The following is a 22,762-nucleotide window of genomic DNA, read 5'->3' as shown; positions in this document are numbered from 1 at the left end:
CTAGAAGAGTGTGCCCTCTTCCGGCGCCGCCAGCTCCTTCAGCAGCTCCGGGCCGTTGTTGCGGACGTTGCTGACGGCCGTGGAGACCGGGTAGGCGCGCATCAGGCCGGGCGGCGGCGGGGCGAGCAGCTCGCGCAGGTCGTCCGGTTCGGTGCGGGCGGGGTCCAGCCAGGCGTCCCAGCGGTCCGGGGTGAGCATCAGCGGCATCCGGGGGTGGATGTCGGCGAGGGTGCCCGGGCCGTCGGCGGGGGCGACGGCCAGCGGCGTCCTCTCGGCCTCCGTGGTGATCACCGAGCAGGTGACCCACCAGGCCCGGGGGTGGTCGTCGGGCAGGGTCCGGTCGCGCCAGAACTCGTACAGCCCGGCCATCGCGAACACCGAGCCGTCGGCGGGCAGCACGAAGTACGGCTGCTTGCGCGGCCGCTTCTTCCTGCCCTCGACCTCCAGCTCGCGCTCGTCCTTGCCGGTGACCCACTCGTAGTAGCCGTCGGCGGGCAGGATGCAGCGCCGGGCGGCGAACGCACGCCGGTAGGAGGGCTTCTCGTGCACGGTCTCCGCGCGTGCGTTGATCATCCGGGCACCGCCCTCGGGCGTCTTGGCCCAGGACGGCACCAGTCCCCACCTGAGTTTGCGCAGCTGGCGAACCGGACGCGGGGAGTCCGCGTCTTTCAGGGGGCGGTCGAGTACGGCGTAGACCTCCTTGGTGGGAGCCACGTTGTAGTCCGGCTCCAAGGTCTCCTCGGGCTCCCTCCGCCAGAGGTCCGACTCCGCGCGCCCTGGGGGGACCCCCATCTCGATCTCGAAGACTCCTGCGAGATCCTCGGGCCTACGACTCGATGCATACCGTCCGCACATACAGGCAACACTGCCAGACCGCGTATCAGCACAGGGAGCCGCTCGAACCATGGACAGCCTCGCCGCCCTCGCGCTGCCCGACCTCTGGGACCGGCTCACCGGGACCCAGCCCGACCCCGATCTGTGGGTGGTGCTGGCCACGCTGGCCGCCGCGCTCGCCGTCATCGTCCCGCACCCCTTGTGGCGCATAGCGCGCAACGCGATCACCATCGCGCACGAGGGCGGCCACGGTCTGATCGCGCTGCTCACCGGCCGGCAGCTCACGGGCATCCGGCTGCACTCCGACACCAGTGGCCTCACCGTCAGCCGGGGCAAGCCGTACGGGCTGGGCATGATCCTGACGGCCGCCGCCGGCTACACGGCGCCCTCGCTGCTGGGCCTCGGCGGCGCCGCCCTGCTGGCCGCCGGCCGGATCACGCTGCTGCTGTGGGCGGCGACCGCCCTGCTGGTGGCGATGCTGGTCATGATCCGCAACGCGTACGGCCTGCTGACCGTGGTCCTGGCCGGCGGCGCCTTCCTGCTGGTGTCCTGGCTGGCGGGCTCCCAGGTGCAGGCCGCCTTCGCGTACGCGGTGGTGTGGTTCCTGCTGCTGGGCGGGGTACGACCGCCGTTCGAGCTGCAGACGAAGCGGTCCCGGGGAGGGGCCGGGGACTCGGACGCGGACCAGCTGTCGCGGCTGACGCACGTACCGGCGGGGCTGTGGCTGTTCCTGTTCCACGCGGTGTCGGTGTGCTCCTTGATCGGTGGGGGTCGCTGGCTGCTGGAGGTGTGAGCCGGAGGGACGACGCGCCCCGCGGGGGGCAGCATCGGCGGGGGTACGGGGCCGTACCGATACGCGGCACCGCCGTGGGGGCGCGACCAGCCCCAACGGCGCCGCACCCGAATGTCGGCCTCCTTATAAAGTGACCCCATGGCCCCGAACACCGCCCCTCCCGCCCTCTGGCCCGCCCCGCACGCGAGCGGAGCCGTCGACGCGACGGTCCACGTGCCGGGGTCCAAGTCGGTCACCAACCGCGCCCTCGTCCTCGCCGCCCTCGCCTCCGAGCCCGGCTGGCTGCGCCGCCCGCTGCGCTCGCGCGACACCCTGCTGATGGCCGGCGCCCTGCGGGCCATGGGGGTGGAGATCGAGGAGACGGTGTCATCCAGCTCCTCCGCCGCGGGCGGCCCCGACGGCACCGGCGAGGCCTGGCGGGTGCTGCCCACCGGACTGCGCGGTCCGGCCACGGTCGACGTCGGCAACGCCGGCACGGTGATGCGCTTCCTGCCGCCGGTGGCCGCGCTGGCCGACGGCCCGATCCGGTTCGACGGCGACCCGCGGTCGTACGAGCGCCCCCTGCACGGTGTGATCGACGCGCTGCGCGTGCTCGGCGCCCGGATCGACGACGACGGCCGGGGCGCGCTGCCGCTGACCGTGCACGGCGGCGGCGCGCTGGACGGCGGCCCGGTGTCGATCGACGCGTCGTCCTCGTCCCAGTTCGTGTCGGCCCTGCTGCTGTCCGGCCCGCGTTTCAACCAGGGCGTCGAGGTCCGGCACACCGGCGCGACCCTCCCGTCCATGCCGCACATCCGGATGACCGTCGACATGCTGCGCGCGGTCGGCGCCCAGGTGGACACCCCGGAGTCCGGCGGCGAGCCGAACGTGTGGCGGGTGACGCCGGGCGCGCTGCTCGGCCGGGACCTCACGATCGAGCCGGACCTGTCCAACGCCCAGCCGTTCCTGGCGGCGGCGCTGGTGACCGGCGGCAAGGTGGTCGTCCCGGACTGGCCGCAGCGGACCACGCAGCCCGGCGACCGGCTGCGGGAGATCTTCACCGAGATGGGCGGTTTCTGTGAACTCACCGACTACGGGCTGGTGTTCACCGGTTCGGGTGCCATCCACGGTATCGACGTGGACCTCGGCGACGTCGGCGAGCTGACCCCGGGCGTCGCGGCCGTGGCCGCCCTCGCGGACTCCCCCTCCACGCTGCGCGGCGTGGCCCATCTGCGACTGCACGAGACCGACCGGCTGGCCGCGCTCACCAAGGAGATCAACGAACTCGGCGGTGACGTCACGGAGACGGCCGACGGCCTGCACATCCGCCCGCGCCCGCTGCACGGCGGGACCTTCCACACCTACGAGGACCACCGCATGGCGACCGCCGGCGCGATCCTCGGCCTCGCGGTCGAGGGCGTGCTCATCGAGAACGTGGCGACGACGGCCAAGACCCTGCCGGACTTCCCCGAGCTGTGGACCGGGATGCTCGGGCAGTAGGGACACGCCATGCGCCGCTACGGCAAGCACACCGACGAGGACGACATCCGCAGCCGTCCCAACCGCAAGGGCAACCGGCCGCGTACGAACATCCGGCCCAAGCACGAGGACGCGGCCGAGGGCATGGTCCTCACCGTCGACCGGGGCCGGCTGACCTGCCTGGTCGAGGACCAGGTGATCATGGCGATGAAGGCCCGCGAACTGGGCCGCAAGGCTGCCGTGGTGGGCGACCGGGTGGCGCTGGTCGGCGATCTGTCCGGCAAGAAGGACACCCTCGCGCGGATCGTGCGCATCGAGGAGCGCGCCTCGGTGCTGCGGCGCACGGCCGACGACGACGATCCGTTCGAGCGGGTGGTCGTCGCCAACGCCGACCAGCTGGCGATCGTGACGGCCCTCGCCGATCCGGAACCCCGCCCCCGGCTGATCGACCGCTGTCTGGTCGCGGCCTTCGACGGCGGCCTGGAGCCGCTGCTGGTGATGACGAAGTCGGACCTGGCCCCGCCGGACAAGCTGCTGGAGCTGTACGGCGACCTCGACATCCCGTACGTCGTCACCAGCCGCGAGGAGCTGGAGAACGGGGACGCGGCGGACCGGGTGCGGGCGCAACTGGACGGCCGGATCACGGCGTTCGTCGGCCACTCGGGCGTCGGCAAGACGACCCTGGTCAACGCGCTCGTCCCGAAGGACCGGCGGCGTTCGACGGGACACGTCAACGCGGTGACGGGCCGGGGCCGACACACCACCACCTCCGCGCTGGCGCTGCCGCTCGGCGGGGACGAGGGCTGGGTCATCGACACCCCGGGCGTGCGCTCCTTCGGGCTCGCGCACATCGATCCGTCCCGGGTGATCCACGCCTTCCCGGACCTGGCGGCGGGTACGGAGAACTGCCCGCGCGCGTGCAGCCACGACGAGCCCGACTGCGCGCTGGACGCCTGGGTCGAGGAGGGCCACGCGGATCCGGCGCGGCTGTACTCGCTGCGCCGGCTGCTGTCCACGAGGGAGCGCCGGGAAGGCGACTGACCGCCGCGTTGTTTGCCGGGGGTCGACGCCGGTAAGTGCATAATCGCACCGAGCCGGTGATCCGGATCAACGGGAGGACAGCGCATGGCGTGGCTGCTGGTCGTAGTGGCCGGGATTCTGGAGACCGGTTTCGCCGTGTGCCTGAAGCTCTCGCACGGGTTCACCCGCCTGTGGCCGACGGTCGCCTTCGCGTCGTTCGCACTGGGCAGTTTCGGCCTGCTGACCCTCTCGCTGAAGAAGCTGGACGTCGGTCCCGCCTATGCCGTGTGGACCGGGATCGGCGCGGCGGGCACCGCGATCTACGGCATGGTCTTCCTCGGTGACCTGGTGTCCACGCTGAAGATCGTGTCGATCAGCTTCGTCATCATCGGCGTCATCGGGCTCCAGCTGTCGGGCTCGGCCCACTAGGCCGGTTCCGGCAGGGCGAGTTCGGCGCCGGAGCCGACGAGTCGGCGACGGTGGGGGTGCGCCTCGACTCCCGCCATCCGTGCGGCAGTCCGGCCCGGCTCCGTCACGCCGCCCGGTGCGGGACCACCGCACGGACCAGCTCCGCCATGCCGCCCTCCCCCGGCGGGGCCGCGACACAGGAGAGGGCGAGGCGGACGACCAGTTCGCAGGGGTGGGCCAGCCCGGCGGTGTCGACGGGGGTGGCGGCGGGCCCGGCCAGGGCGGTCACGGCGCGGTCCCGCACGATGCGCACGAAATCGCGGGGCGTCGGCAGCGGACCGTCCGCCCGGCGCTGCGCGGGCACCGCGGAGGAGGACGGTACGGCGGCGAGCGGCGGGGTGGGCAGCCGCTCGCTCCAGCAGCCGGTGAGCATGGCCCGTATCAGCTCGTTCTCCCGCGCGGCGGAGCCGGTCCACTCGGCGACCGCGGTCAGCCGCTCGCGGGGCTCGGCGGATCCGGCGAGCGCCCGCTCGACCCCGGCGAGGTAGCCGTCGGCCGCCCGTCGCACCAGCGCCCGGGCGAGTCCGTCCTTGCTGCCGAACTCGTTGTACAGGGTCTGCCGGGACACCCCGGCCGCCGCGGCCACGTCGACCATCCGCACCGCGGACCACGGCCGGCGCGCGAGCGCGGTGAAAGCGGCGTCCAACAGGGACTCCCGGGCAGCAGGCATCATCGCCTCCCTGGGCCAGAGCAGCTCTGCGCCCAGAGTTGACGCGCCCGTACGCACTGTCAAGACTCCGTGAGAGTCACCCTTTCGCGCGCCCCGCCCCTGCTGGCCCCGCACCGGCGCCGGAAGATACCGTTCCTACATGCCGGACTACCTGGACGACCTGCGCCTCGCCCACGTCCTCGCGGACGCCGCCGACGCCACCACCATGGACCGCTTCAAGGCTCTCGACCTGAAGGTGGAGACGAAGCCGGACATGACCCCGGTGAGCGAGGCCGACAAGGCGGCGGAGGAACTCATCCGCGGCCACCTCCAGCGCGCCCGCCCACGGGACGCGGTCCTCGGTGAGGAGTACGGCGTCGAGGGCACCGGCCCCCGCCGCTGGGTGATCGACCCCATCGACGGCACCAAGAACTACGTCCGCGGCGTCCCTGTCTGGGCCACGCTGATCTCTCTGATGGAGGCGGGCGAGGGCGGCTACCAGCCCGTCGTCGGCCTCGTCTCCGCCCCCGCCCTCGGCCGCCGCTGGTGGGCCGCGAAGGGCCACGGGGCCTACTCCGGCCGCAGCCTCACCTCCGCGTCCCGTATCCACGTCTCCCAGGTCGGCAAGCTCGCGGACGCGTCGTTCGCGTACTCCTCCCTGTCCGGCTGGGAGGAGCAGGGCCGCCTCGACGGCTTCCTGGACCTGACCCGCCAGGTGTGGCGCACGCGCGCGTACGGCGATTTCTGGCCCTACATGATGGTCGCCGAGGGCGCCGTCGACCTCTGCGCCGAGCCCGAGCTGTCCCTGTGGGACATGGCCGCCACCGCGATCGTCGTCACCGAGGCCGGCGGCAGCTTCACGGGCCTCGACGGCCGGCCGGGCCCGCACAGCGGCAACGCGGCCGCGTCCAACGGCCTGCTCCACGACGAGCTGCTCGGGTATCTCGACCCGCGCCGCTGAGCGAGGCGAAGGCGCGCGCACGCCCACAATTGGCGTCGCGCGCCCCCTTGTTGACCCTCCCTTTACCTGTCACCCTGAGCCCACCCCCACTTGTGCATTTGTGAATCCCCGCACAGGGGATTCCTAGGAGGTGGACCATCCATGCTCGTCCGTGACGCCATGAGCGCGGTGACCCTCACCGTCGGCCCCGCTCACACCCTCCGCCAGGCGGCCACCCTGATGTCCGCGCGCCGCACCGGTGCCGCCGTGGTCCTCGACCCGGACGCCGGCGGCATCGGCATCCTCACCGAACGCGACATCCTCATCTCCGTCGGCCTCGGCCAGAACCCGGACACGGAACGCACCCACGCCCACACCACCACCGACGTCGTCTTCGCCGCCCCCACCTGGACCCTCGAGGAGGCCGCCCGCGCCATGACCCACGGCGGCTTCCGGCACCTGGTCGTCCTCGACGGCGGCGAGGTGGCCGGCATCGTGTCGGTGCGCGACATCATCCGCTGCTGGCTTCCGGCCCGCGAGCCCGCACCGGCCCGCTGAGCACGCGTAACGGGGCATTCGGAACGGGCCGGACCCCGAGCACCGTGGGATCCGGCCCGCCCAGCAGCACGGAACGTGCCGCCGACTCAGCCGCGCAGCGCCCGCACCGCCGCTTCCAGCCGCTTGCCGAACTCGGCGTCGGCGCTCGCGAAGTTGCCGATCGCCCGCTCGGCGATGTCCTGGCGTGAGACCGCGGAGATCGCACCCGCCAGGTTGGTGATCAGCCGCTCCTTCTCGTCCTCCGCCATCAGCCGGTAGAGGGCGCCCGCCTGGACGAAGTCGTCGTCCTCGGCGTGCACGGGGGTCGGGTGGTTGCCGGTGGAACCGTCGACCGAGGCGGCCTGCCACAGCGCACGCCCCGTCTGCCCCGGCCCGCCGAAGCTGTTCGGCTCGTAGTTCTTCGCGCCACCGTGCCGGCCGTCGTACAGGAAGCCGTCGCGGGAGTTGGTGCGCGCCTCGGTGGCGTGCGGGCGGTTCACCGGCAGGTGGTCGGCGTTGATGCCGACGCGGTAGCGGTGCGCGTCGCCGTACGCGAAGAGCCGGCCCTGGAGCATCTTGTCCGGGGACGGGCCGATGCCGGGCACGAAGTGCGCGGGGCTGAAGATCGACTGCTCGACCTCGGCGAAGACGTTCCGCGGGTTGCGGTTCAGTTCCAGCCTGCCGATCTCGATCGGCGGGTAGTCCTCGTGCGGCCAGACCTTGGTGAGGTCGAACGGGTTGAAGCGGTACGTCGCCGCGTCCGCCGCCGGCATGATCTGCGCCTGCACGGTCCAGCTCGGGAACTCGCCGCGCTCGATCGCCTCGCGCAGATCGCGCTGGTGGGAGTCGGGGTCGTTGCCCGCGAGCACCGCGGCCTCTTCCGCCGTGAGGTTCTTGATCCCCTGGTCGGTCTTGAAGTGGTACTTGACCCAGAAGACCTCGCCGGCCTCGTTGCTCCACTGGTAGGTGTGCGAGCCGTAGCCGTTCATGTGACGGTACGACGCCGGGATGCCCCGGTCGCCGAACAGCCAGGTCACCTGGTGGGTCGACTCCGGGCTGAGCCCCCAGAAGTCCCAGACGTTGTCCGCCTCCGTGGAGCCCGTGTACGGGTCGCGCTTCTGGGTGTGGATGAAGTCCGGGAACTTGATCGCGTCCCGGATGAAGAACACCGGGGTGTTGTTGCCGACGAGGTCGTAGTTGCCCTCCTCGGTGTAGAACTTCAGCGCGAAGCCGCGCGGATCGCGGACGGCGTCCGCCGCGCCGAGGTTGCCGGCCACGGTCGAGAAGCGCAGGAAGACCTCGGTCTCCTTGCCGGCCTCGGAGAGGAAGGCGGCCCGCGTGTACGGCGTGACGTCGGCGGTCACCGTGAAGGTGCCGTAGGCGCCCGCGCCCCGGGCGTGCACGACCCGCTCCGGGATGCGTTCCCGGTTGAAGTGGGCGAGCTTCTCCAGCAGCAGCTGGTCCTGGACCAGGACCGGCCCGCCGACGCCCGCCGTCTCGCTGTTCTGGTTGTCGGCGACCGGAGCACCGGCCTCCGTGGTGAGCGGTCCCTGCGTCACGTGCGCCTCCTGCGTCATCACTGACTGATCCTGTCCCAGTCCTGTCCTGTGGCCAAAGCCGTTCCCGATCCTACATTGGACTAGATCTAAGTCAATTAGTGTTCCAATCTCACACCTATTCCCGTCCTGGTCCCCTCTCCTGTTAGGCTGATAGCTATGAGCGACCTTCTGGAACGGCTGCGTGGACGCGGATGGCGGATGACCGCGCAGCGGCGCGTGGTGGCCGAGGTCCTGGACGGCGAGCACGTCCATCTGACGGCCGACGAGGTCCATGCGCGCGCCGTCGCGAAGCTGCCGGAGATCTCCCGGGCGACCGTCTACAACACGCTGGGCGAGCTGGTCTCCCTCGGCGAGGTGCTGGAAGTCGCGACGGACAAGCGCGCCAAGCGGTACGACCCGAACGCGCACCGCCCGCACCACCACCTGGTCTGCGCCCGCTGCGGCGCGATCCGCGACGTCCACCCGACGGGCAACCCGCTCGCCGACCTCCCCGACACGGAGCGCTTCGGCTTCACGGTGTCGGACGTCGAGGTGACGTACCGGGGGCTGTGCCCGAACTGCGCGGGCGCGTGAACCCGGGCGCGTGAACGAAGTCGCGTGAACCAGGGGGCGCAAGCCCCCTTTTTTCGGGCCTGCACGCGCCTGCCCACACCTAAACGCACCTAGGGCCGGAATCCATCTCTGGATTCCGGCCCTAGGTCATCAGTAGCGGGGACAGGATTTGAACCTGCGACCTCTGGGTTATGAGCCCAGCGAGCTACCGAGCTGCTCCACCCCGCGTCGGTGAACACGACATTACGCGAGGGCGGCCCACGGAAGCAAATCGATTGGGGACCGAGTGACCAGGGCCACTGCGCGGTCAAGCAGAGAGCTCTTCCCGCAGCGCATCCCTGAGCCGTCCCGCCCGCTCGGCGACCTCCGCCGGGCCCAGTGCCACCGCACGGTCCGCCCACCGCTGCCCCTCCGCCAGCTCTCCCCGACGCGCGTAGACAAGGGCCAGCCGTAGGGCGGCCCGGCCGTGCCCGGCGTCGGCGGCGCGCGTCCACCACACCGCCGCCTCCGGCTCACTGCCCTCCCGGGCCAGCAGCAGCCCCAGATTGAAGGCGCCGTTGCGTGATCCGGCCTCCGCCGCCGCCCGGTACCAACGTGCCGCCTCGACCACATCACCCCGGGCGGCGGCCAGCATGCCGACCCGCACCTGCGCCCGCCGGTGGCCCTGGGTGGCAGCGCGCTCGTACCACTCCTCGCACTCGGTCTTCTCGTGCACGATCTCGCCCAGCTCGTGCGCGGGCTCCGGCGGCCGGCGCGCGTCGAGCAGGGTGGCCAGCCGGTATGCCGCCTCCGCGCTGCCGCCGCCGGCCGCGCAGCGCAGATGCCGTTCGGCCTCCCGCTCGTCGCCCTCGCGCAGCCGGGCGATCCCGACCTGGAGCGCGGCCTCGGTGTGCCCGGCGGCGGCCGCCCGCTCGTACCAGCGCAGCGCCATCTCGGCCGCCTGCCCGGTGCCACGCCCGGCGTAGAGGATCCCGAGATTGAACGCGGCGTCCACGCTCCCCGCCTCGGCGGCCTTGGAGAACCACGGCTCGGCGCCGGTGGTGTCACCGCCCTGCAGCAGCAGGATGGCGAGCGCGTTCGCGGCCTCCCGGTGCCCTGCGTAGGCGGCCCGCCGGTACCACTGCTCGGCCTGTGCGGTCCGCCCCTGCTCGGCGCAGAGCAGCCCGAGGTTGTACGCGCCGTTGTCGTCGCCCGCGTCCAGCGCCGCCCGGTACCAGCGCTCGGCGGTCTGCGTCTCGCCGCGCTCGGCGTGCAGCGCGCCCAGCGCGTTGGCCGCGTTGCCGTCGCCCTCCTGGGCGGCGCGCAGCCACCACACGGCCGCGCTCTCGGTGTCCCCGGCGTCGCGCAGCAGGAAGCCCAGCGCGCAGGCGGCCCGGGCCTCGCCGTCCTTGGCCGAGGTCAGATACCAGCGCCCGGCTTCCTTCAGCTCTCCCCGCTTCTCCAGGATCGCCCCGAGGTGCAGCGCGGCCCGCCGGTGACCGCGCGCGGCGGCCTGCCGGTACCACTGCTCGGCCTCCGCGACAGCGTTGTCGGACCCGCTCTCGTCCTCGTGTCCCTCCGTGTGGTCGAGGGCGCGTGCCAGCCGGTACGCCGCCTCCCGGTGCCCGCGCTCGGCGGCGGCCCGCATCCAGTGCTCGGCGCCGACGTCACCGCGGTGCTCCAGCAGGTCGGCGAGCGCGTAGGCGCCGAGGACGTGGCCCTGTTCGGCGGACTGGCGCAGCCAGTACTCGGCGGCCGGCTCGTCCCCGCGCTCGCGGTGGTAGCGGCCGAGCGCGTGCGCGGCGGCGGCGGAACCGGCGACGGCGGCGATCCGCCACCAGCCGGCGGCCTCCTCGGGGTAGCCGCGCTGGTGCAGCAGGACGCCGAGGTTGTTGGCGGCGGCCCGGTCGCCGGCCGCGGTGGCGGCGCGCAGATGGGCTTCGGCTCCGTCGAGGTCGCCGCGGCGCAGCAGCATGGCTCCGAGGACGCTCGCCGCCTCCGCGTCGCCGCTCTGCGCGGCGAGAGCGAGCCGTACCTCTTCAGCGGCATCCCCCATGTCGCTCACTTCGTCGCGGGTCGGCTCCTCACCGGACGGCTGCACAAATCGCCCTGACTCGAACAGAGTTGCCTTGTCCCCCATAACGTCCATCGTCGCACCACCTGCAACCTGGGTACACCCGGTATACCGCAGCCCGTGAGGTCACTTCAGCGTTTTGTCGACATGCCCACAGGACGACAAGTCAAACACACACCACTCAACTCCCCACGGCGGCGCGGCCGTACCTCCCCTCCGGATATGAGTTCGCACACCACGAAGGCCCGGATCCCTTGGGATCCGGGCCTTCGTTCGCAGTAGCGGGGACAGGATTTGAACCTGCGACCTCTGGGTTATGAGCCCAGCGAGCTACCGAGCTGCTCCACCCCGCGCCGTTTGCCTGGTAACCGTACCACGGCGCGGGGGGTCTTGATCAATTGCTGCTCTTGCCGCCGCCCTTGGCGCTGCTCTTGTCGGCGTTCTTGCCGCTGCCGGACTGAGCGGCCTTCGCCTCCGCCTCCTGCGCCCGCTTCAGCGCGGCCTGCAGATCCTTCTGGGCCTTGGCGTACGCGGCCCAGTCCGCCCCGTCCGGATTCCGCAGCGCCTGCTGGCCCGCGTCGAAGGCCTTCTGGGCGTCGTCCAGGGCCTGCTGGACGGTCGGATTGGTGGACGTGGGCGGATTGCTGGTGCCGGTGTCCGGTGGTGTCGTGGTCGAGCCCGTCGCACCGAAGACCTTGTCGAGAGCGGCGTCGAGGGTGTTCTCGAACGCGGTCTTGCCCTCGTAGGTGACGAGCACCTTGCGCAGCAGCGGGTACTTCAGTCCGCCACCGCGTACGTAGACCGGCTCCACGTAGAGCAGTCCTCCGTCCAGCGGCACGGTCAGCAGGTTGCCGTACTCGATATCGGAGTCGCCGCCCTTGAGGAGTCTGATCGCCGCGGCGATGTCCTGTTCGGAGTTGAACTGGCTCTGTACCTGTTTGGGCCCGTCGACCGTCGTGCTGGTCGGCAGTTTCAGGATTCTGATCTTGCCGTAGTCACTGGTGCCGGCCTCGGCGTCGACCGACATGAACGCACTGAGATTGTCCCGGCCGTTGGGCGTGAACGTCGTCGACAGCGAGAACGCCTGCTTGGCCTGGTCGGGCATCTTCATGCTCAGGTAGTACGGCGGCACCGCGCTGCCCGACTTGTTGGTCGGGTCGTCCGGCACCTGCCACACCTCGCTGCCGGTGAGGAACGTCTGCGCGTCCGTCACGTGGTAGCGGGTGAGCAGTTCGCGCTGGACCTTGAACAGGTCCTGCGGATAGCGCAGATGGGCCATGAGCTCCGGGGAGATGGCACTCCTCGGCTTCACCGTCCCGGGGAAGGCCTTCATCCAGGTCTTCAGCACCGGGTCCTGGGTGTCCCACTGGTAGAGCTTGACATCACCGGTGTACGCGTCGACAGTCGCCTTCACCGAGTTGCGGATGTAGTTGACCTGGTTCTGCTGGGCCACCACGGTGCGGTTGTTGTTGGTGGCGGTCAGCGAGTCGGCCGTGGTGTCACCGAGAGTCGTGCGGGAGGAGTACGGGTAGCCGTTCGACGTCGTGTAGGCGTCGACGATCCACTGGATACGGCCCTTCACCACCGCCGGATAGGCGTCGCCGTCGATGGTCAGCCAAGGGGCGACCGCCTCGACGCGCTCCTTGGGCGTGCGGTTGTACAGGATCCGCGAACCCTTGCCGATCGCACCCGAGTAGAGGATCTGCGGCTCGTTGAACGCCACCGCGTACGCGGCCCGGTTGACCGGGTTGTCGAGGTTGACCCCGCTCTTGCCCGTGTAGCTGGTGGTCTTCTCACCGCTGTCGTCGGAGTAGTCGATCTCCTTCTGGGGACCGCCGACGATGGAGTAGGTGGTGGTCTTCTCGCCGTAGTAGATGCGCTGTTCGTACGTGGGCAGCTCGCCCCGGGACGGCAGGTCGTACTCGGTGAAGACGGGCTGGCCCTGGGAGTCGGCCTCGGTACCCTTCGCGGCGACCACGCCGTAGCCGTGGGTGTAGCGGAAGTGGTCGTTGATCCAGTTGTTCTTCGGGATGCCGTCCAGGTTCAGCTCGCGCAGACCGAGGACCGTGTCCTGGTCCTTGGTGTTCTTACCGTCCTTGGCGGGGTACCGGTCGACGTCCAGGTTGGTCGGGAACCCGTAGTAGTTCTTCATCTGCTGGAGCTGCTGGAACGTCGGCGAGACGATGTTCGGGTCCATGATGCGGATGCTCGCCGCGGCATCGGCGTCGTCGCGCAGCTTGGTCTTGTCCTTCGTCGTGGACTGACCGGAGTACTCGGTGACCTTGGCGTCGTCGATGCCGTACGCCTCGCGGGTCGCCTTGAGGTTCTTCTGGACGTACGGGGCTTCCTTGGCCTGCTCGTTGGGCTGCACCTGGAACTTCTGCACGATCGCCGGGTACAGCCCGCCGATCAGGATCGCGGACAGGACCATCAGGCCGAAGCCGATGACGGGCAGCTGCCAGGTGCGCCGCCACAGGGTGGCGAAGAACAGCAGCGCGCAGATGACCGCGATGCAGAACAGGATCGTCTTCGCCGGCAGATAGGCGTTGGCGTCGACGTAGCGCAGGCCGGTCCAGTTGCCGGTCGCCTTGAAGTCGCTGGACTTGACGGCCAGGCCGTACCGGTCGAGCCAGTAGGCGACCGCCTTCAGGGCGACGAAGATGCCGAGCAGCACGGACAGATGCCCGGTCGCGGCGGCGGTGGCCCGCGCGCCCGGGCTGGTCAGGCGCAGCCCGCCGTACAGATAGTGCGTGAGCGCGGCGGCGATCAGGCTCAGGATGGCGGCGGCGAAGCCGAAGCCCAGCAGGAAGCGGTACCAGGGCAGGTCGAAGGCGTAGAAGGAGACGTCGAGGTGGAACTGCGGGTCCTTCTGGTGGAAGGGCACGCCGTTGACCCACATCAGCCAGATCCGCCACTGACTGGACGCCGAGGCTCCGGCGATCAGGCCGACGAGCGCGGTGACGGCGAGCAGCAGCCACTTCTTGTACGGCGCGATGCCCATCCGGTAGCGGTCGAGGCTCTGCTGCTCCATGGACATGGCGCTCAGCGGAGGCCGCATCCGGTGCGCCACCCAGATGTTGACCCCGACGGCGACCGCCATCAGCAGACCGAAGACGAAGAACAGCCCGATCTTGGTCGACAGGGTCGTCGTGAACACCGACGAGTAGTGCACCGACCGATACCACAGCCAGTCCGTCCAGAAGCCCGCGAACATGGTGAACGCCATGCCGAGGACGGCCAGGACGCCCAGTGTCATGAGCAGGCCCCGGACACGCCGGGACGGGCGGCCCGCTCTGATCCGCGGTCCCGTCGGGCCTCCGCCGCGGTCCGGCATCTGGAAAGCCAAGGTGCGCACCTCGAAGTCGCTGTCGGTCCGTCAGGCCCTCGTGGTCGTGGGCCCTCCGTGGCCCCCCGTGATCGCGGGCCCACACCTATGCAACTTACTCAGGGATTACACGGTTCCCGATTCCGGCCATGAACGAGGCAGGATTGTGACCATGTCCAACACTCCCATGGCAGCGAGCCCGCTCACCCGGGCCGTACTCGAGATCGACGAGTACGTCTCCGGCCTCGGCTGGGACCAGCCCGCCCGCCTCTTCGCCCTTGTAGACACCGCACGGCTGCGGAATCAGGAACCGTCGCTCGCGGCCCAGCTGGGTCTCGACGGCGAGTCCGAGACCGCCGGTCTCACCCCGATCGAGCAGGACGAGCTTCCGTCCGGCAAGCCGCTCGACGATTTTCTCGGCACCATCGCCTGGCCCGACGCGGTCGTCGGCTGCGCGCTCTCGGTGGAACGTCTGATGCTGCCGCCGTCCGCCGAGGCTCAGGTCCCGCAGAACCTGAGCGACGCCAAGCTGGCGAAGTGGGTGGCCGAGCACCCCGAGCGCCAGGAGGTGCGCATGACGGTCGCGGTGCTGCGCGACGGCACCCGCGAGTCTGCGCTGCGGCTGCGCGAGAAGGACTCTCCTACGGAGGTCCTCACCGGCCCGGAGCTGGTGCCCGGCCTGGCGGACGCCCTGGCGGCGACGTTCGCGGACTGACCGCCGCTTCTTGCGGTACGGCACTGGGGGCGCCTCTGGTCGCGAGGGGCGCCCCCAGCCGCGTCACGTACCCGTCAGCCCTTGGTGGTGCACTTGGGCAGTGCCGTGGTGTTCCCGCTGCGGATGTCCTTCAGCGAGCTGATCGCGTCGCTGATGTTCTTCACCTTGACCAGGGTGAGCCCGCTCGGGGTGTCCTTGGCGGCGGCCGCGCAGTTGTCGGCGGGCGTCAGGAAGTACTGGGCGCCCTTCTCGCGCGCACCGACGGTCTTCATCTCGACGCCGCCGATCGGGCCGACGGTGCCGCTGTCGTCGATGGTGCCCGTGCCGGCGACGAACTTGCCGCCCGTGAGGTCGCCCGGGGTGAGCTTGTCGTAGATCCCGAGGGCGAACATCAGACCGGCGCTGGGGCCGCCGACATCGGCGAGCTTGATGTCGATGGTGAACGGGAAGGTGTGGTCGGTCCCGGCGGAGATCCCGACGATGGCCCGCGCGGGGCCGCTGTCGTCGGACTTCTTCGTGGTCAGGGCGACGTCCTGGGTCGTGGTCGCCGTCTTGTGCGCCTTCTCCGCGGCGGCCTGCTCCTTGGCGGGGATGACCGTGAAGACGACGCGCTGCCCGGGCTTGTGCTTCGTGACGAACTTGGCGACGTCGGACGGCTGCTTGACCGCCGTACCGTCGACGGCCTTGATCACGTCACCGGCGTGCAGCCTGCCCTCGGCCGGGGAATCCTTGATCACGGTGGAGACGATGACCCAGGACTTCACCGGGATGCCCAGCTCCTTCAGAGCGGACACCTTGGCACTCTCCTGGGACTGGCTGAACTCCTCGGCGTTCTGCTGCGAGGACTGCTCCTCCGTCGTGCCGTTCGGATAGAGCGTGTCGTGCGGGACGATCTTGGTGTCGTGGTCCAGCCAGCCGTAGACGGCCTCCACGAGGTTCATCCGGAAGTCCGCGCTGGTCACCCTGACCGTGGTCATGTTGAGGTTGCCGTCGGTCTTGTACGTCTTGTGCCCGGTGATCTGCAGCACCGGCTCGCCGTCGTGGTCCCCCAGCGTGTTCACGGTCGGGCCGGGAGACATCTCCGCGTAGGGCACGGGGATGAGCACTCCCGCGCACAGGAGCGCGATCAGCATCAGGGTGGAGGCGAGCATCGTCGCGGTGCGGCGTGGCATGCCACGACAGTACGGGACGCCTCTGTCAGCGGCCCGTCAGGGCACCCTCGTCGGGCCCCCCGGCCTCCGAGTTGGACTTCTCCATCGCTGCGCGGAACCGGGCATAGCCGTCCAGCTCGGGCCCGTCACCGCGCACCTTGCGGGTCCGATTGGCCCAGCTGCCCCAGACCCCGCCGCCGATCGCGGCCAGAAGCGGAATCAGCAGCCAGACAAGCGCCCCCATGCCGACCTCCCAACGCCAAGAGCGTCTGCAACTGACTGATCAGCAGATTAACCATCCGCACAGACAACGCTCACGCGAGGGGGTCGGTTACGCAACCGGAGGGGCGGGTGTGCTCCAGGTGACGTACCTCAGCAGGCCCCGACCCACTCCTCCGTCCCGTCGGAGAACTTCTGGTGCTTCCAGATCGGCACCTCGTGCTTGAGGTCGTCGATGAGCTTGCGGCAGGCGTCGAAGGCCTCCGCGCGATGCGGACAGGCCACGCCGACGACCACGGCGATGTCCCCCACCGCGAGGTCTCCCACCCGGTGCACGGCGGCCAGCGCCCGCACCGGATACTCCGCCACGACCTTCTCGGCGACCCGGCGCATCTCGGCCTCGGCACTGGGGTGGCAGGAATACCCGAGCGCGTCGACGTCGGCACCCCCGTCGTGGTTGCGCACGGTCCCCACGAACAGCGCGACTCCCCCGGCCGCGTCGTCCCCGACGGCCCGGAACACCTCGTCCAGGGAGAGCGCGGTCTCCCGGACACCGATCAGCTTGATGGGATCCTGCGCCGCCTGCTCACCGGGATGCTCGTTCGCGTGTGCCATGCCCCCATCGTGCCGCACGCCTGTGACAACGGGGAATACGAGATTCACCAGGCACGCGCGTGCCTGCGTTTGGAGCGTCCTACGACGGAGCCGGGGGCGGCGGTCCCACCCCCGGCCCGGGCCGCCTCACACGCGGCGCCGGGCCTTCCGGGCCCGCCGTACGACAGCCGCAGCGCCCAGCAGGGCGACCGTCGCTCCGGCGGCACCCGCGGCCGTGGCGTCCTTGCGGCCGAGCCGGCGCCCGGCCACCGTGTGCCGGCCGGAGACCTCGTCCAGCAGCTCGGCGAGCACCTCCTCGTTGGTCCAGCGCGGCCGCCACCCCGCGTCGTGCAGCCGGCTCCCGCTGATCACCCAGGGATACATCGTGTATGCCAGATCCCCGGCCGGGGACGGTGTGAGCCCGATCCGGTGCAGCCGGGCCGCCGCGCCGAGCGCGACCGCCGACGGCAGTTCCATCCGCCGGATCCCGCTCAGCTCCTCGACCTCCTCCTGCTCCAGCCACCCGTCGCAGCCGACGGCCAGTTCCCCCTCGACCTTCTCCAGAACGGCGTACTCCAGCGCACTGCACAGGTCCTCGACGTGGCAGAACTGCCACGCGGGCCGCGATCCGGCGACGACGAGCAGTCGCGGCGACTCGAAGTACCGGGTCAGCGCCGTGTCCGTGCCGCCGACCAGCACGGCGGGCCGTACGACGGTGACGTTGAGCCCCGGATGCGCCCGCGGCGCCCGCCGCGCCAGCCGCTCGATCTCCAGCAGGTCGCCGACCCCGGTGGCCTCGGCGGTCGCGCGCAGCTCGGCGTCCTCCGAAAGGGGCAGCTCGTTGTCCGGCAGGGCGCCGTAGACCATGGCCGAGGTGCACAGCACCACCCGGTGCACACCGGCGGCCGCCGCGGCCGTGAGGACGGTCTGTGTCCCCCGGACGTTGTAAGCGGTACGCGCCGCCGCATCCGTCTCCAGGTCGAGGTCCAGCGCGAGGTGTACGACGACGTCGGCGCCCCGCAGCTTGTCCGCGATGGCGGGGTCGCGCACGTCGAGGATGTGCCACTCGGCTTCGGCACAGTCCCCGCGCCGCTCGTCGATGGCGATGACCTGCTTGATCTCCTCGGAGGCGGCCAGCCGCTCGGTGAGCAGGGCGCCGATCCCGGTGGCGGCGCCGGTGACCGCTACGACGGGCCCGCGCGAGGCGGGAGGGGTTGAGGGGTTTCGCGCTGCGCGAACCTGCGGATCTGGGGAACTCACCGGGCGTCTCCAGCGGTTGTCTTCAATACGAGCGCGAGTGACGCGTGCGTACCAGGTGTATCCATCCTGCCGCAGGCCTTCCGTGGGCAAAGCACCGAGGCCCGATCGGGTCAGGGTGTCTACGCTGGGTGGTGTCGGGCAGCCGCGCCGCCGGAGACAGACCGGTGGCCTTACCAGCCGAGGAATCCTGTGAGTGACACCCCATTCGGTTTCGGCCTTCCGCCGGAGGAGCCGGAAGACGGCGACGAGGGCAAGAAGAAGGACCAGCAGAGCGGTGGTGGGCAGGGACCGGCCAACCCGTTCGGCTTCGGCGGCCTGCCCGGAGCCGGAGGCTTGGGCGGCCCCGGCGCCGACAATCCGCTCGCCGCGATGTTCGGTTCCCTGAACCCCACCGATCTGGGCGCCGCGTTCCAGCAGCTGGGCCAGATGCTCTCCTACGAGGGCGGCCCGGTGAACTGGGACATGGCCAAGCAGATCGCCCGCCAGACGGTGGCCCAGGGCACCCCGGACGGCACGAAGGACGCCAGCGTCGGCCCGGCCGAGCGCAAGGCGGTCGAGGAGGCCGTGCGCCTGGCCGACCTGTGGCTGGACGACGCGACGTCCCTGCCGTCGGGCTCCGCCTCGGCGGTGGCCTGGTCCCGCGCGGAGTGGGTCGAGGCGACCCTGCCCGCGTGGCAGGAGCTGGTCGACCCGGTCGCCGAGCGGGTCGGCGCGGCCATGGGCGACGTCCTGCCGGAGGAGATGCAGGCCATGGCGGGCCCGCTGATCGGCATGATGCGCTCGATGGGCGGCGCCATGTTCGGCACGCAGATCGGGCAGGCCGTAGGCGTGCTCGCGGGCGAGGTCGTCGGCTCCACCGACATCGGCCTGCCGCTCGGCACCGCCGGCAAGGCCGCGCTGCTCCCGGCCAACATGGAGGCCTTCGGCAAGGACCTCGGCGTGCCGCAGGAGGAGGTGCGGCTGTATCTGGCCCTGCGCGAGGCGGCCCACCAGCGCCTCTTCGCGCATGTGCCGTGGCTGCGCTCACACCTGTTCGGCGCGGTCGACGGGTACGCGCGCGGGATCAAGGTCGACACGGCCAAGCTGGAGGACGTGGTCGGCCAGTTCGACCCGCAGAACCCCGAGCAGCTTCAGGACGCGCTCCAGCAGGGCATGTTCCAGCCGGAGGACACGCCCGAGCAGAAGGCCGCCCTGGCCCGTCTGGAGACGGCTCTGGCGCTCGTCGAGGGCTGGGTGGACGCGGTGGTGCACGCGGCCGCGAAGCCGCGTCTGTCGTCCGCCGACGCCCTGCGCGAGACCCTGCGCCGGCGCCGCGCGACCGGCGGCCCGGCGGAGCAGACGTTCGCCACGCTGATCGGCCTCGAGCTGCGCCCGCGCCGGCTGCGCGACGCCTCGCGCCTGTGGGCCTCGCTCACGGACGCGCGCGGGGTCGACGGCCGCGACGGCCTGTGGGCCCACCCGGACATGCTGCCCACCGCGACCGACCTGGACGACCCGGACGGCTTCGTGCACCGCGAGCAGCTGGACTTCTCCGAGCTGGACAAGATGCTCGGCGAGGCGGCCGGAAAGCCGGACCTGCACAAGCCCGACCTGCACAAGAAGGACGACGGCGAGGCCGAGGGCGACGACACCGAGTGAGTCTGTACGACGACGCGGTCCTCGTGCTGAAGGGGTACGAGGGCCAGGGAGAACTGCGCCAGGCCTACCTGGACCATCTGGCGGCCCACCCGGACGGCATGTGGAAGGCCTGCGGCGCCGGGCACATCACGGCGAGCGCGCTGGTGATCGACCCCGGGCACGGCCGGGTGCTGCTCACCCTGCACAAGAAGCTGCGGATGTGGCTCCAGATGGGCGGCCACTGCGAGCCGGACGATGCGTCCCTGGAGGCGGCGGCGCTGCGCGAGGCGGCCGAGGAGTCCGGGATCGCAGGGCTGACACCGCTGCCCGGCGGCCCGCTCCGCCTGGACCGGCATCCGATCCCGGCGCCGTGCCACTGGCACTTCGACGTCCAGTACGCCGCCCTGGCCCCGGCCGGCTCGGTGCAGACGATCAGCGACGAGTCCCTCGACCTGCGCTGGTTCGCCTACGACGAGGTGGCAAACGTGGCGGACGAGTCGGTCGTACGCCTGCTGGAAGCGACCCGCGCACGGCTGTGAGCGGGTAAGGGGCGACCACCTGGACGGTCGCCCCTTACTGTTGCGTTCCGGACCGAGCCGCTGCGGCTCAGCTCCAGACGTTCCCCTGGTTCTGTCCGCGCGCCCCCTGCTGCCCCATGCCGAACTGGGCGGCGAGACCCGACCCGATCACCGCGTTCTGCGGCGGCAGCAGCTCGCTGGGCTGCACGAGCGCGAACCCGGAGCCCATGAAGCTCAGCTCCCAGCCCTCACCGGTGTTGCCGCGCCTGCGCCACACGCCGGAGGAGTGCGTCTGGGCCTGCATCTGCACGCGCAGCCCGGTGGACCAGGCGACGATCGCGTCCGCGTCGCAGTTGACGTACCGGTCGGGCGTGACCTGCATCAGCAGCGGCGAACCGGAGGTCATCAGGGCGACCTTGCCGCGCCCGGTGATGTTCAGCTGGTACTTCCCGGAGCCGGAGACACCGTAGAGACTGTCGACGGCGATGACCTCGTGGTGCAGCGAGGAGTCCATGGCGAGGACGTAGGAGCTGTCGACGGTCAGTCCGTCCTGCTCGACGTCCATGATGTGCACGTGCTGGGCGAGGTTGGCGAGATAGACCGTGCCCTGTCCGTGACAGCGCATCAGGTCCAGGCCCTCGCCCGTGTACGCACGCGCGCGTGCCTGGTTGTTGCTCTGGTACTCGGCGTCGAACTCGAGCAGCCCCTGGTAGGCGACCATGGTGCCCTTGCGGGCGAGGATGTCGTCGTGGCCCTCCAGGGTGACGCGGAGCAGCTGCGAGTTCTGCAGGCTCCAGCGCTCCTGTGTCTGGAGGTCGTTGTGCGCGAAAAGCGGGCTCTGCATGACGTTCTGAATCCCCCTCAGCCCCGGATCCGGAGGCGGTCGGTGCTGTCCTCGCTGGGCTGGACGACGACGATGCCCTGGCCGGAGAAGGCCATCTGGTAGGCCTCGCCACTGCCCCGGCCGATCAGCGACTGCGCCTTGAAGCTGCGCTTGCCGCGCACCTTCAGGTTCGGCGACCAGGCGACGAGCGCGTCGGGGTCGACATAGGTCTCGTCCTCGCCGCCGCCGCAGTCGACGACGATCGGCACGCCCCGGGAGGTCAGCGCGACCCAGCCCTGCCCGGAGATCTTCGTGTTCCACAGCCCCTGGCCGGCGAACTTCGCCAGGCCCTTGACCCGCTCCACGCCCCAGCTCAGGTGCGCGTCGAAGGCGAGGAGGTTGCTGGCGTTGACGGAGATGCCGTCGCCGTTGAGGTTGATCACGACGACGTTGGCGCCGTAGTCGGCGAGGTAGAGCAGTCCGTCGCCGGAGCACTTCATCAGGGGCGCGCCCTCGCCGGTGATCCAGTCACGGGCGATCTGGCGGACGGCCGGCGGGTTCGGCTCGTACTGGACGAAGCCTTCGTAGGCGACCATCGAGCCCACGCGCGCGAGGAGGTCGTTTCCGGTCTGCATGGCGACCTTCAGCATGTGCTGGCCGTGGTTCTCCATGCGGGCGGTGACGGGTGCGGGAGCGTAGCCCGCGAGCGGCTGGTTCATGACGGGCTCCCTCAGACCTCGTACGGCTGGACGACGATGAAGTTGCCGGGTGCGCCCCGGAACTGGAGGTTGACGCTCTCTCCGGTGTCGCCCGGGTAGGCGTTGCGGCGCATGCGGACCTGGCTGGAGACGATCACCTGGGAGGCGGCCGACCAGGCGACGACGGCGTTGCAGTCGGCGAAGGTGGTCGGCGTGACCGGCAGGACGACGGGCGTGCCGTGCGTCTTGACGACGATCGTCCCGGTGCCCTGGAACTGCATCGTGAACAGCGCACCGCCGGGGATGCCGTGGCCCTCGATGCGGCGGACCTCGTGGTGCAGGCTCTCGTCGAAGGCGAGGACGTTCTCGGCGGACACGCAGATCGCGTCGCCCTGGAGTTCGATGGGGTGCAGCTGGGTGGCGTTCTCGGCGAGGAACACCTGGCCCTGGCCGGTGCAGCGCATCAGCTGCATCTCCTGGCCGGTGGCGTGGCCGACGATCCGCCCGGCGAACCCGGCGCCCTTGTAGCCGAAGTCGACCTTGCCCTGGTAGAGCACCATGCTGCCCTGCCGGGCCAGCACGGGCTGTCCGCCGATGCCGAGGTCGACCCGGATGAGCTTCTTGTTCTGCAGCGTCCAGCGCTGCCCGGTGGGCGTCTCCTTGAACATCTGGAGTGCGGCCGTCACACCGGCGGCGCCGGCCGGGGCGCCCTGCGGCACTCCATAACCGGCGGCCTGCTGGCCGTAACCGGGCGGCATGGGAGCGGCCGGCTGACCGCCGTAGGGGGGCGGCTGCTGGCCGTAGCCGGGCGGCATCGGCGCGCCGGGCTGACCGCCGCCGTACGACGGCTGCTGCGGCGGCTGGCCGTAGGGCGCGGGGTGCGGGGCGGGAGCCGGGGCCGGGGCGGGGGGCGGTTCCGGGCCGCCGACGGGTGGGCGCAGGGGGGCGATGAGCGTCGGCGCGGCGTGCACGTTCGGCA

Annotated in this window: 22 protein-coding genes and 2 tRNA genes; 10 read left to right on the top strand and 14 right to left on the bottom strand. The window is 71.0% G+C overall.

Going from position 1 to position 22,762, the window contains the following annotated elements; translation table 11 throughout:
• Positions 1 to 855, bottom strand: a complete 855-nt coding sequence (locus tag ADK64_RS24835) for an SOS response-associated peptidase (RefSeq protein WP_053662055.1) — start codon at positions 853 to 855, stop codon at positions 1 to 3.
• A gap of 49 nt (positions 856 to 904) precedes the next feature.
• On the opposite strand from ADK64_RS24835, the gene ADK64_RS24830 reads away from it, so the two are divergent.
• From ADK64_RS24830 to ADK64_RS24815, 4 genes are all read left to right on the top strand, one after another.
• On the top strand, positions 905 to 1,627 hold the full coding sequence (locus tag ADK64_RS24830) for a M50 family metallopeptidase (protein WP_053662054.1): 723 nt from the start codon (positions 905 to 907) through the stop codon (positions 1,625 to 1,627).
• Positions 1,628 to 1,765: 138 nt separating this feature from the next.
• Complete coding sequence (gene aroA / locus ADK64_RS24825) at positions 1,766 to 3,106, top strand: 3-phosphoshikimate 1-carboxyvinyltransferase (RefSeq protein WP_053662053.1); 1,341 nt, start codon at positions 1,766 to 1,768, stop codon at positions 3,104 to 3,106.
• A gap of 9 nt (positions 3,107 to 3,115) precedes the next feature.
• Complete coding sequence (gene rsgA, locus ADK64_RS24820; RefSeq protein ID WP_053662052.1) at positions 3,116 to 4,126, top strand: ribosome small subunit-dependent GTPase A; 1,011 nt, start codon at positions 3,116 to 3,118, stop codon at positions 4,124 to 4,126.
• An 84-nt stretch (positions 4,127 to 4,210) separates the two neighbouring features.
• Complete coding sequence (locus tag ADK64_RS24815) at positions 4,211 to 4,534, top strand: DMT family transporter (RefSeq protein WP_053662051.1); 324 nt, start codon at positions 4,211 to 4,213, stop codon at positions 4,532 to 4,534.
• Between the two features lie 103 nt (positions 4,535 to 4,637).
• Here the strand turns inward: ADK64_RS24815 and ADK64_RS24810 are convergent, their stop codons facing one another.
• Positions 4,638 to 5,246 (bottom strand): TetR/AcrR family transcriptional regulator, encoded by a 609-nt coding sequence (locus tag ADK64_RS24810; RefSeq protein WP_078992819.1) that lies wholly within the window; start codon positions 5,244 to 5,246, stop codon positions 4,638 to 4,640.
• Positions 5,247 to 5,382: 136 nt separating this feature from the next.
• On the opposite strand from ADK64_RS24810, the gene hisN reads away from it, so the two are divergent.
• Complete coding sequence (gene hisN, locus ADK64_RS24805; RefSeq protein ID WP_053662050.1) at positions 5,383 to 6,183, top strand: histidinol-phosphatase; 801 nt, start codon at positions 5,383 to 5,385, stop codon at positions 6,181 to 6,183.
• Between the two features lie 141 nt (positions 6,184 to 6,324).
• Positions 6,325 to 6,720 (top strand): cyclic nucleotide-binding/CBS domain-containing protein, encoded by a 396-nt coding sequence (locus tag ADK64_RS24800; RefSeq protein ID WP_053662049.1) that lies wholly within the window; start codon positions 6,325 to 6,327, stop codon positions 6,718 to 6,720.
• A gap of 86 nt (positions 6,721 to 6,806) precedes the next feature.
• On the opposite strand, the gene ADK64_RS24795 is transcribed toward ADK64_RS24800, so the two are convergent.
• Positions 6,807 to 8,276, bottom strand: a complete 1,470-nt coding sequence (locus ADK64_RS24795) for a catalase (protein WP_053662048.1) — start codon at positions 8,274 to 8,276, stop codon at positions 6,807 to 6,809.
• A 138-nt stretch (positions 8,277 to 8,414) separates the two neighbouring features.
• On the opposite strand from ADK64_RS24795, the gene ADK64_RS24790 reads away from it, so the two are divergent.
• The gene (locus ADK64_RS24790) at positions 8,415 to 8,831 is read left to right on the top strand and encodes a Fur family transcriptional regulator (protein WP_078992818.1); all 417 of its coding nucleotides are present in this window, start codon (positions 8,415 to 8,417) and stop codon (positions 8,829 to 8,831) included.
• Between the two features lie 133 nt (positions 8,832 to 8,964).
• Here ADK64_RS24790 and ADK64_RS24785 read toward each other — a convergent pair.
• The 4 genes from ADK64_RS24785 to ADK64_RS24770 form a co-directional block, all read right to left on the bottom strand.
• Positions 8,965 to 9,038 (bottom strand) — tRNA-Met (locus ADK64_RS24785).
• 79 nt (positions 9,039 to 9,117) lie between these two features.
• Complete coding sequence (locus tag ADK64_RS24780) at positions 9,118 to 10,938, bottom strand: tetratricopeptide repeat protein (RefSeq protein WP_199829704.1); 1,821 nt, start codon at positions 10,936 to 10,938, stop codon at positions 9,118 to 9,120.
• 204 nt (positions 10,939 to 11,142) lie between these two features.
• Positions 11,143 to 11,216: transfer RNA gene (locus tag ADK64_RS24775), tRNA-Met, on the bottom strand.
• A 41-nt stretch (positions 11,217 to 11,257) separates the two neighbouring features.
• Positions 11,258 to 14,197 carry a UPF0182 family protein gene (locus ADK64_RS24770; protein ID WP_107093073.1) on the bottom strand — a complete coding sequence of 980 codons (2,940 nt, stop codon included), beginning with the start codon at positions 14,195 to 14,197 and terminating at the stop codon, positions 11,258 to 11,260.
• A 163-nt stretch (positions 14,198 to 14,360) separates the two neighbouring features.
• Between ADK64_RS24770 and ADK64_RS24765 the strand changes: the two genes are divergently transcribed.
• Positions 14,361 to 14,903, top strand: a complete 543-nt coding sequence (locus ADK64_RS24765) for a PPA1309 family protein (RefSeq protein WP_053662045.1) — start codon at positions 14,361 to 14,363, stop codon at positions 14,901 to 14,903.
• Positions 14,904 to 14,977: 74 nt separating this feature from the next.
• On the opposite strand, the gene ADK64_RS24760 is transcribed toward ADK64_RS24765, so the two are convergent.
• The 4 genes from ADK64_RS24760 to ADK64_RS24745 all read right to left on the bottom strand — a co-directional run bounded on the left by ADK64_RS24760 (position 14,978) and on the right by ADK64_RS24745 (position 18,127).
• Positions 14,978 to 16,075, bottom strand: coding sequence for a PDZ domain-containing protein (locus ADK64_RS24760; protein WP_053662044.1), 1,098 nt, complete (start codon positions 16,073 to 16,075; stop codon positions 14,978 to 14,980).
• Positions 16,076 to 16,100: 25 nt separating this feature from the next.
• Positions 16,101 to 16,298: a hypothetical protein gene (locus ADK64_RS24755; RefSeq protein WP_053662043.1), complete on the bottom strand. Its 198-nt coding sequence runs from the start codon at positions 16,296 to 16,298 to the stop codon at positions 16,101 to 16,103.
• Positions 16,299 to 16,426: 128 nt separating this feature from the next.
• Positions 16,427 to 16,888 (bottom strand): molybdenum cofactor biosynthesis protein MoaE, encoded by a 462-nt coding sequence (locus ADK64_RS24750; protein ID WP_053662042.1) that lies wholly within the window; start codon positions 16,886 to 16,888, stop codon positions 16,427 to 16,429.
• A 126-nt stretch (positions 16,889 to 17,014) separates the two neighbouring features.
• Positions 17,015 to 18,127 carry an SDR family oxidoreductase gene (locus tag ADK64_RS24745; protein ID WP_053662041.1) on the bottom strand — a complete coding sequence of 371 codons (1,113 nt, stop codon included), beginning with the start codon at positions 18,125 to 18,127 and terminating at the stop codon, positions 17,015 to 17,017.
• A 189-nt stretch (positions 18,128 to 18,316) separates the two neighbouring features.
• On the opposite strand from ADK64_RS24745, the gene ADK64_RS24740 reads away from it, so the two are divergent.
• Together ADK64_RS24740 and ADK64_RS24735 are read left to right on the top strand one after the other, a co-directional pair.
• Positions 18,317 to 19,765: a zinc-dependent metalloprotease gene (locus tag ADK64_RS24740; protein ID WP_053662040.1), complete on the top strand. Its 1,449-nt coding sequence runs from the start codon at positions 18,317 to 18,319 to the stop codon at positions 19,763 to 19,765.
• Positions 19,762 to 20,283 (top strand): NUDIX hydrolase, encoded by a 522-nt coding sequence (locus ADK64_RS24735; protein ID WP_053662039.1) that lies wholly within the window; start codon positions 19,762 to 19,764, stop codon positions 20,281 to 20,283. Before ADK64_RS24740 ends, ADK64_RS24735 begins: the two co-directional genes overlap by 4 nt.
• Before the next feature lie 67 nt (positions 20,284 to 20,350).
• On the opposite strand, the gene ADK64_RS24730 is transcribed toward ADK64_RS24735, so the two are convergent.
• From ADK64_RS24730 to ADK64_RS24720, 3 genes are all read right to left on the bottom strand, one after another.
• Complete coding sequence (locus ADK64_RS24730) at positions 20,351 to 21,106, bottom strand: AIM24 family protein (RefSeq protein ID WP_053662038.1); 756 nt, start codon at positions 21,104 to 21,106, stop codon at positions 20,351 to 20,353.
• Positions 21,107 to 21,123: 17 nt separating this feature from the next.
• Positions 21,124 to 21,804 (bottom strand): AIM24 family protein, encoded by a 681-nt coding sequence (locus ADK64_RS24725; protein WP_053662037.1) that lies wholly within the window; start codon positions 21,802 to 21,804, stop codon positions 21,124 to 21,126.
• A gap of 11 nt (positions 21,805 to 21,815) precedes the next feature.
• Positions 21,816 to 22,762: AIM24 family protein (locus tag ADK64_RS24720; RefSeq protein WP_199829703.1), on the bottom strand; the 947-nt coding region annotated here is incomplete at its 5' end.

Origin of the sequence: Streptomyces sp. MMG1121 (assembly GCF_001280015.1) — a bacterium.
In the GTDB taxonomy this organism is placed as follows: Bacteria; Actinomycetota; Actinomycetes; order Streptomycetales; family Streptomycetaceae; genus Streptomyces.
The sequence above is the reverse complement of the archived record's forward strand: the minus strand, read 5'-3'. Positions and strand labels throughout refer to the sequence as shown.

What these genes read in the sequence shown, in the direction of transcription:
- ADK64_RS24835 (WP_053662055.1), bottom strand. Translation starts at nt 855, where the DNA reads ATGTGCGGACGGTATGCATCGAGTCGTAGGCCCGAGGATCTCGCAGGA.
- ADK64_RS24810 (WP_078992819.1), bottom strand. Translation starts at nt 5,246, where the DNA reads ATGATGCCTGCTGCCCGGGAGTCCCTGTTGGACGCCGCTTTCACCGCG.
- ADK64_RS24830 (WP_053662054.1), top strand. Translation starts at nt 905, where the DNA reads ATGGACAGCCTCGCCGCCCTCGCGCTGCCCGACCTCTGGGACCGGCTC.
- ADK64_RS24815 (WP_053662051.1), top strand. Translation starts at nt 4,211, where the DNA reads ATGGCGTGGCTGCTGGTCGTAGTGGCCGGGATTCTGGAGACCGGTTTC.
- ADK64_RS24770 (WP_107093073.1), bottom strand. Translation starts at nt 14,197, where the DNA reads ATGCCGGACCGCGGCGGAGGCCCGACGGGACCGCGGATCAGAGCGGGC.
- rsgA (WP_053662052.1), top strand. Translation starts at nt 3,116, where the DNA reads ATGCGCCGCTACGGCAAGCACACCGACGAGGACGACATCCGCAGCCGT.
- ADK64_RS24725 (WP_053662037.1), bottom strand. Translation starts at nt 21,804, where the DNA reads ATGAACCAGCCGCTCGCGGGCTACGCTCCCGCACCCGTCACCGCCCGC.
- aroA (WP_053662053.1), top strand. Translation starts at nt 1,766, where the DNA reads ATGGCCCCGAACACCGCCCCTCCCGCCCTCTGGCCCGCCCCGCACGCG.
- ADK64_RS24780 (WP_199829704.1), bottom strand. Translation starts at nt 10,938, where the DNA reads ATGGACGTTATGGGGGACAAGGCAACTCTGTTCGAGTCAGGGCGATTT.
- ADK64_RS24760 (WP_053662044.1), bottom strand. Translation starts at nt 16,075, where the DNA reads ATGCCACGCCGCACCGCGACGATGCTCGCCTCCACCCTGATGCTGATC.
- ADK64_RS24730 (WP_053662038.1), bottom strand. Translation starts at nt 21,106, where the DNA reads ATGCAGAGCCCGCTTTTCGCGCACAACGACCTCCAGACACAGGAGCGC.
- ADK64_RS24765 (WP_053662045.1), top strand. Translation starts at nt 14,361, where the DNA reads ATGTCCAACACTCCCATGGCAGCGAGCCCGCTCACCCGGGCCGTACTC.
- hisN (WP_053662050.1), top strand. Translation starts at nt 5,383, where the DNA reads ATGCCGGACTACCTGGACGACCTGCGCCTCGCCCACGTCCTCGCGGAC.
- ADK64_RS24790 (WP_078992818.1), top strand. Translation starts at nt 8,415, where the DNA reads ATGAGCGACCTTCTGGAACGGCTGCGTGGACGCGGATGGCGGATGACC.
- ADK64_RS24750 (WP_053662042.1), bottom strand. Translation starts at nt 16,888, where the DNA reads ATGGCACACGCGAACGAGCATCCCGGTGAGCAGGCGGCGCAGGATCCC.
- ADK64_RS24755 (WP_053662043.1), bottom strand. Translation starts at nt 16,298, where the DNA reads ATGGGGGCGCTTGTCTGGCTGCTGATTCCGCTTCTGGCCGCGATCGGC.
- ADK64_RS24800 (WP_053662049.1), top strand. Translation starts at nt 6,325, where the DNA reads ATGCTCGTCCGTGACGCCATGAGCGCGGTGACCCTCACCGTCGGCCCC.
- ADK64_RS24795 (WP_053662048.1), bottom strand. Translation starts at nt 8,276, where the DNA reads ATGACGCAGGAGGCGCACGTGACGCAGGGACCGCTCACCACGGAGGCC.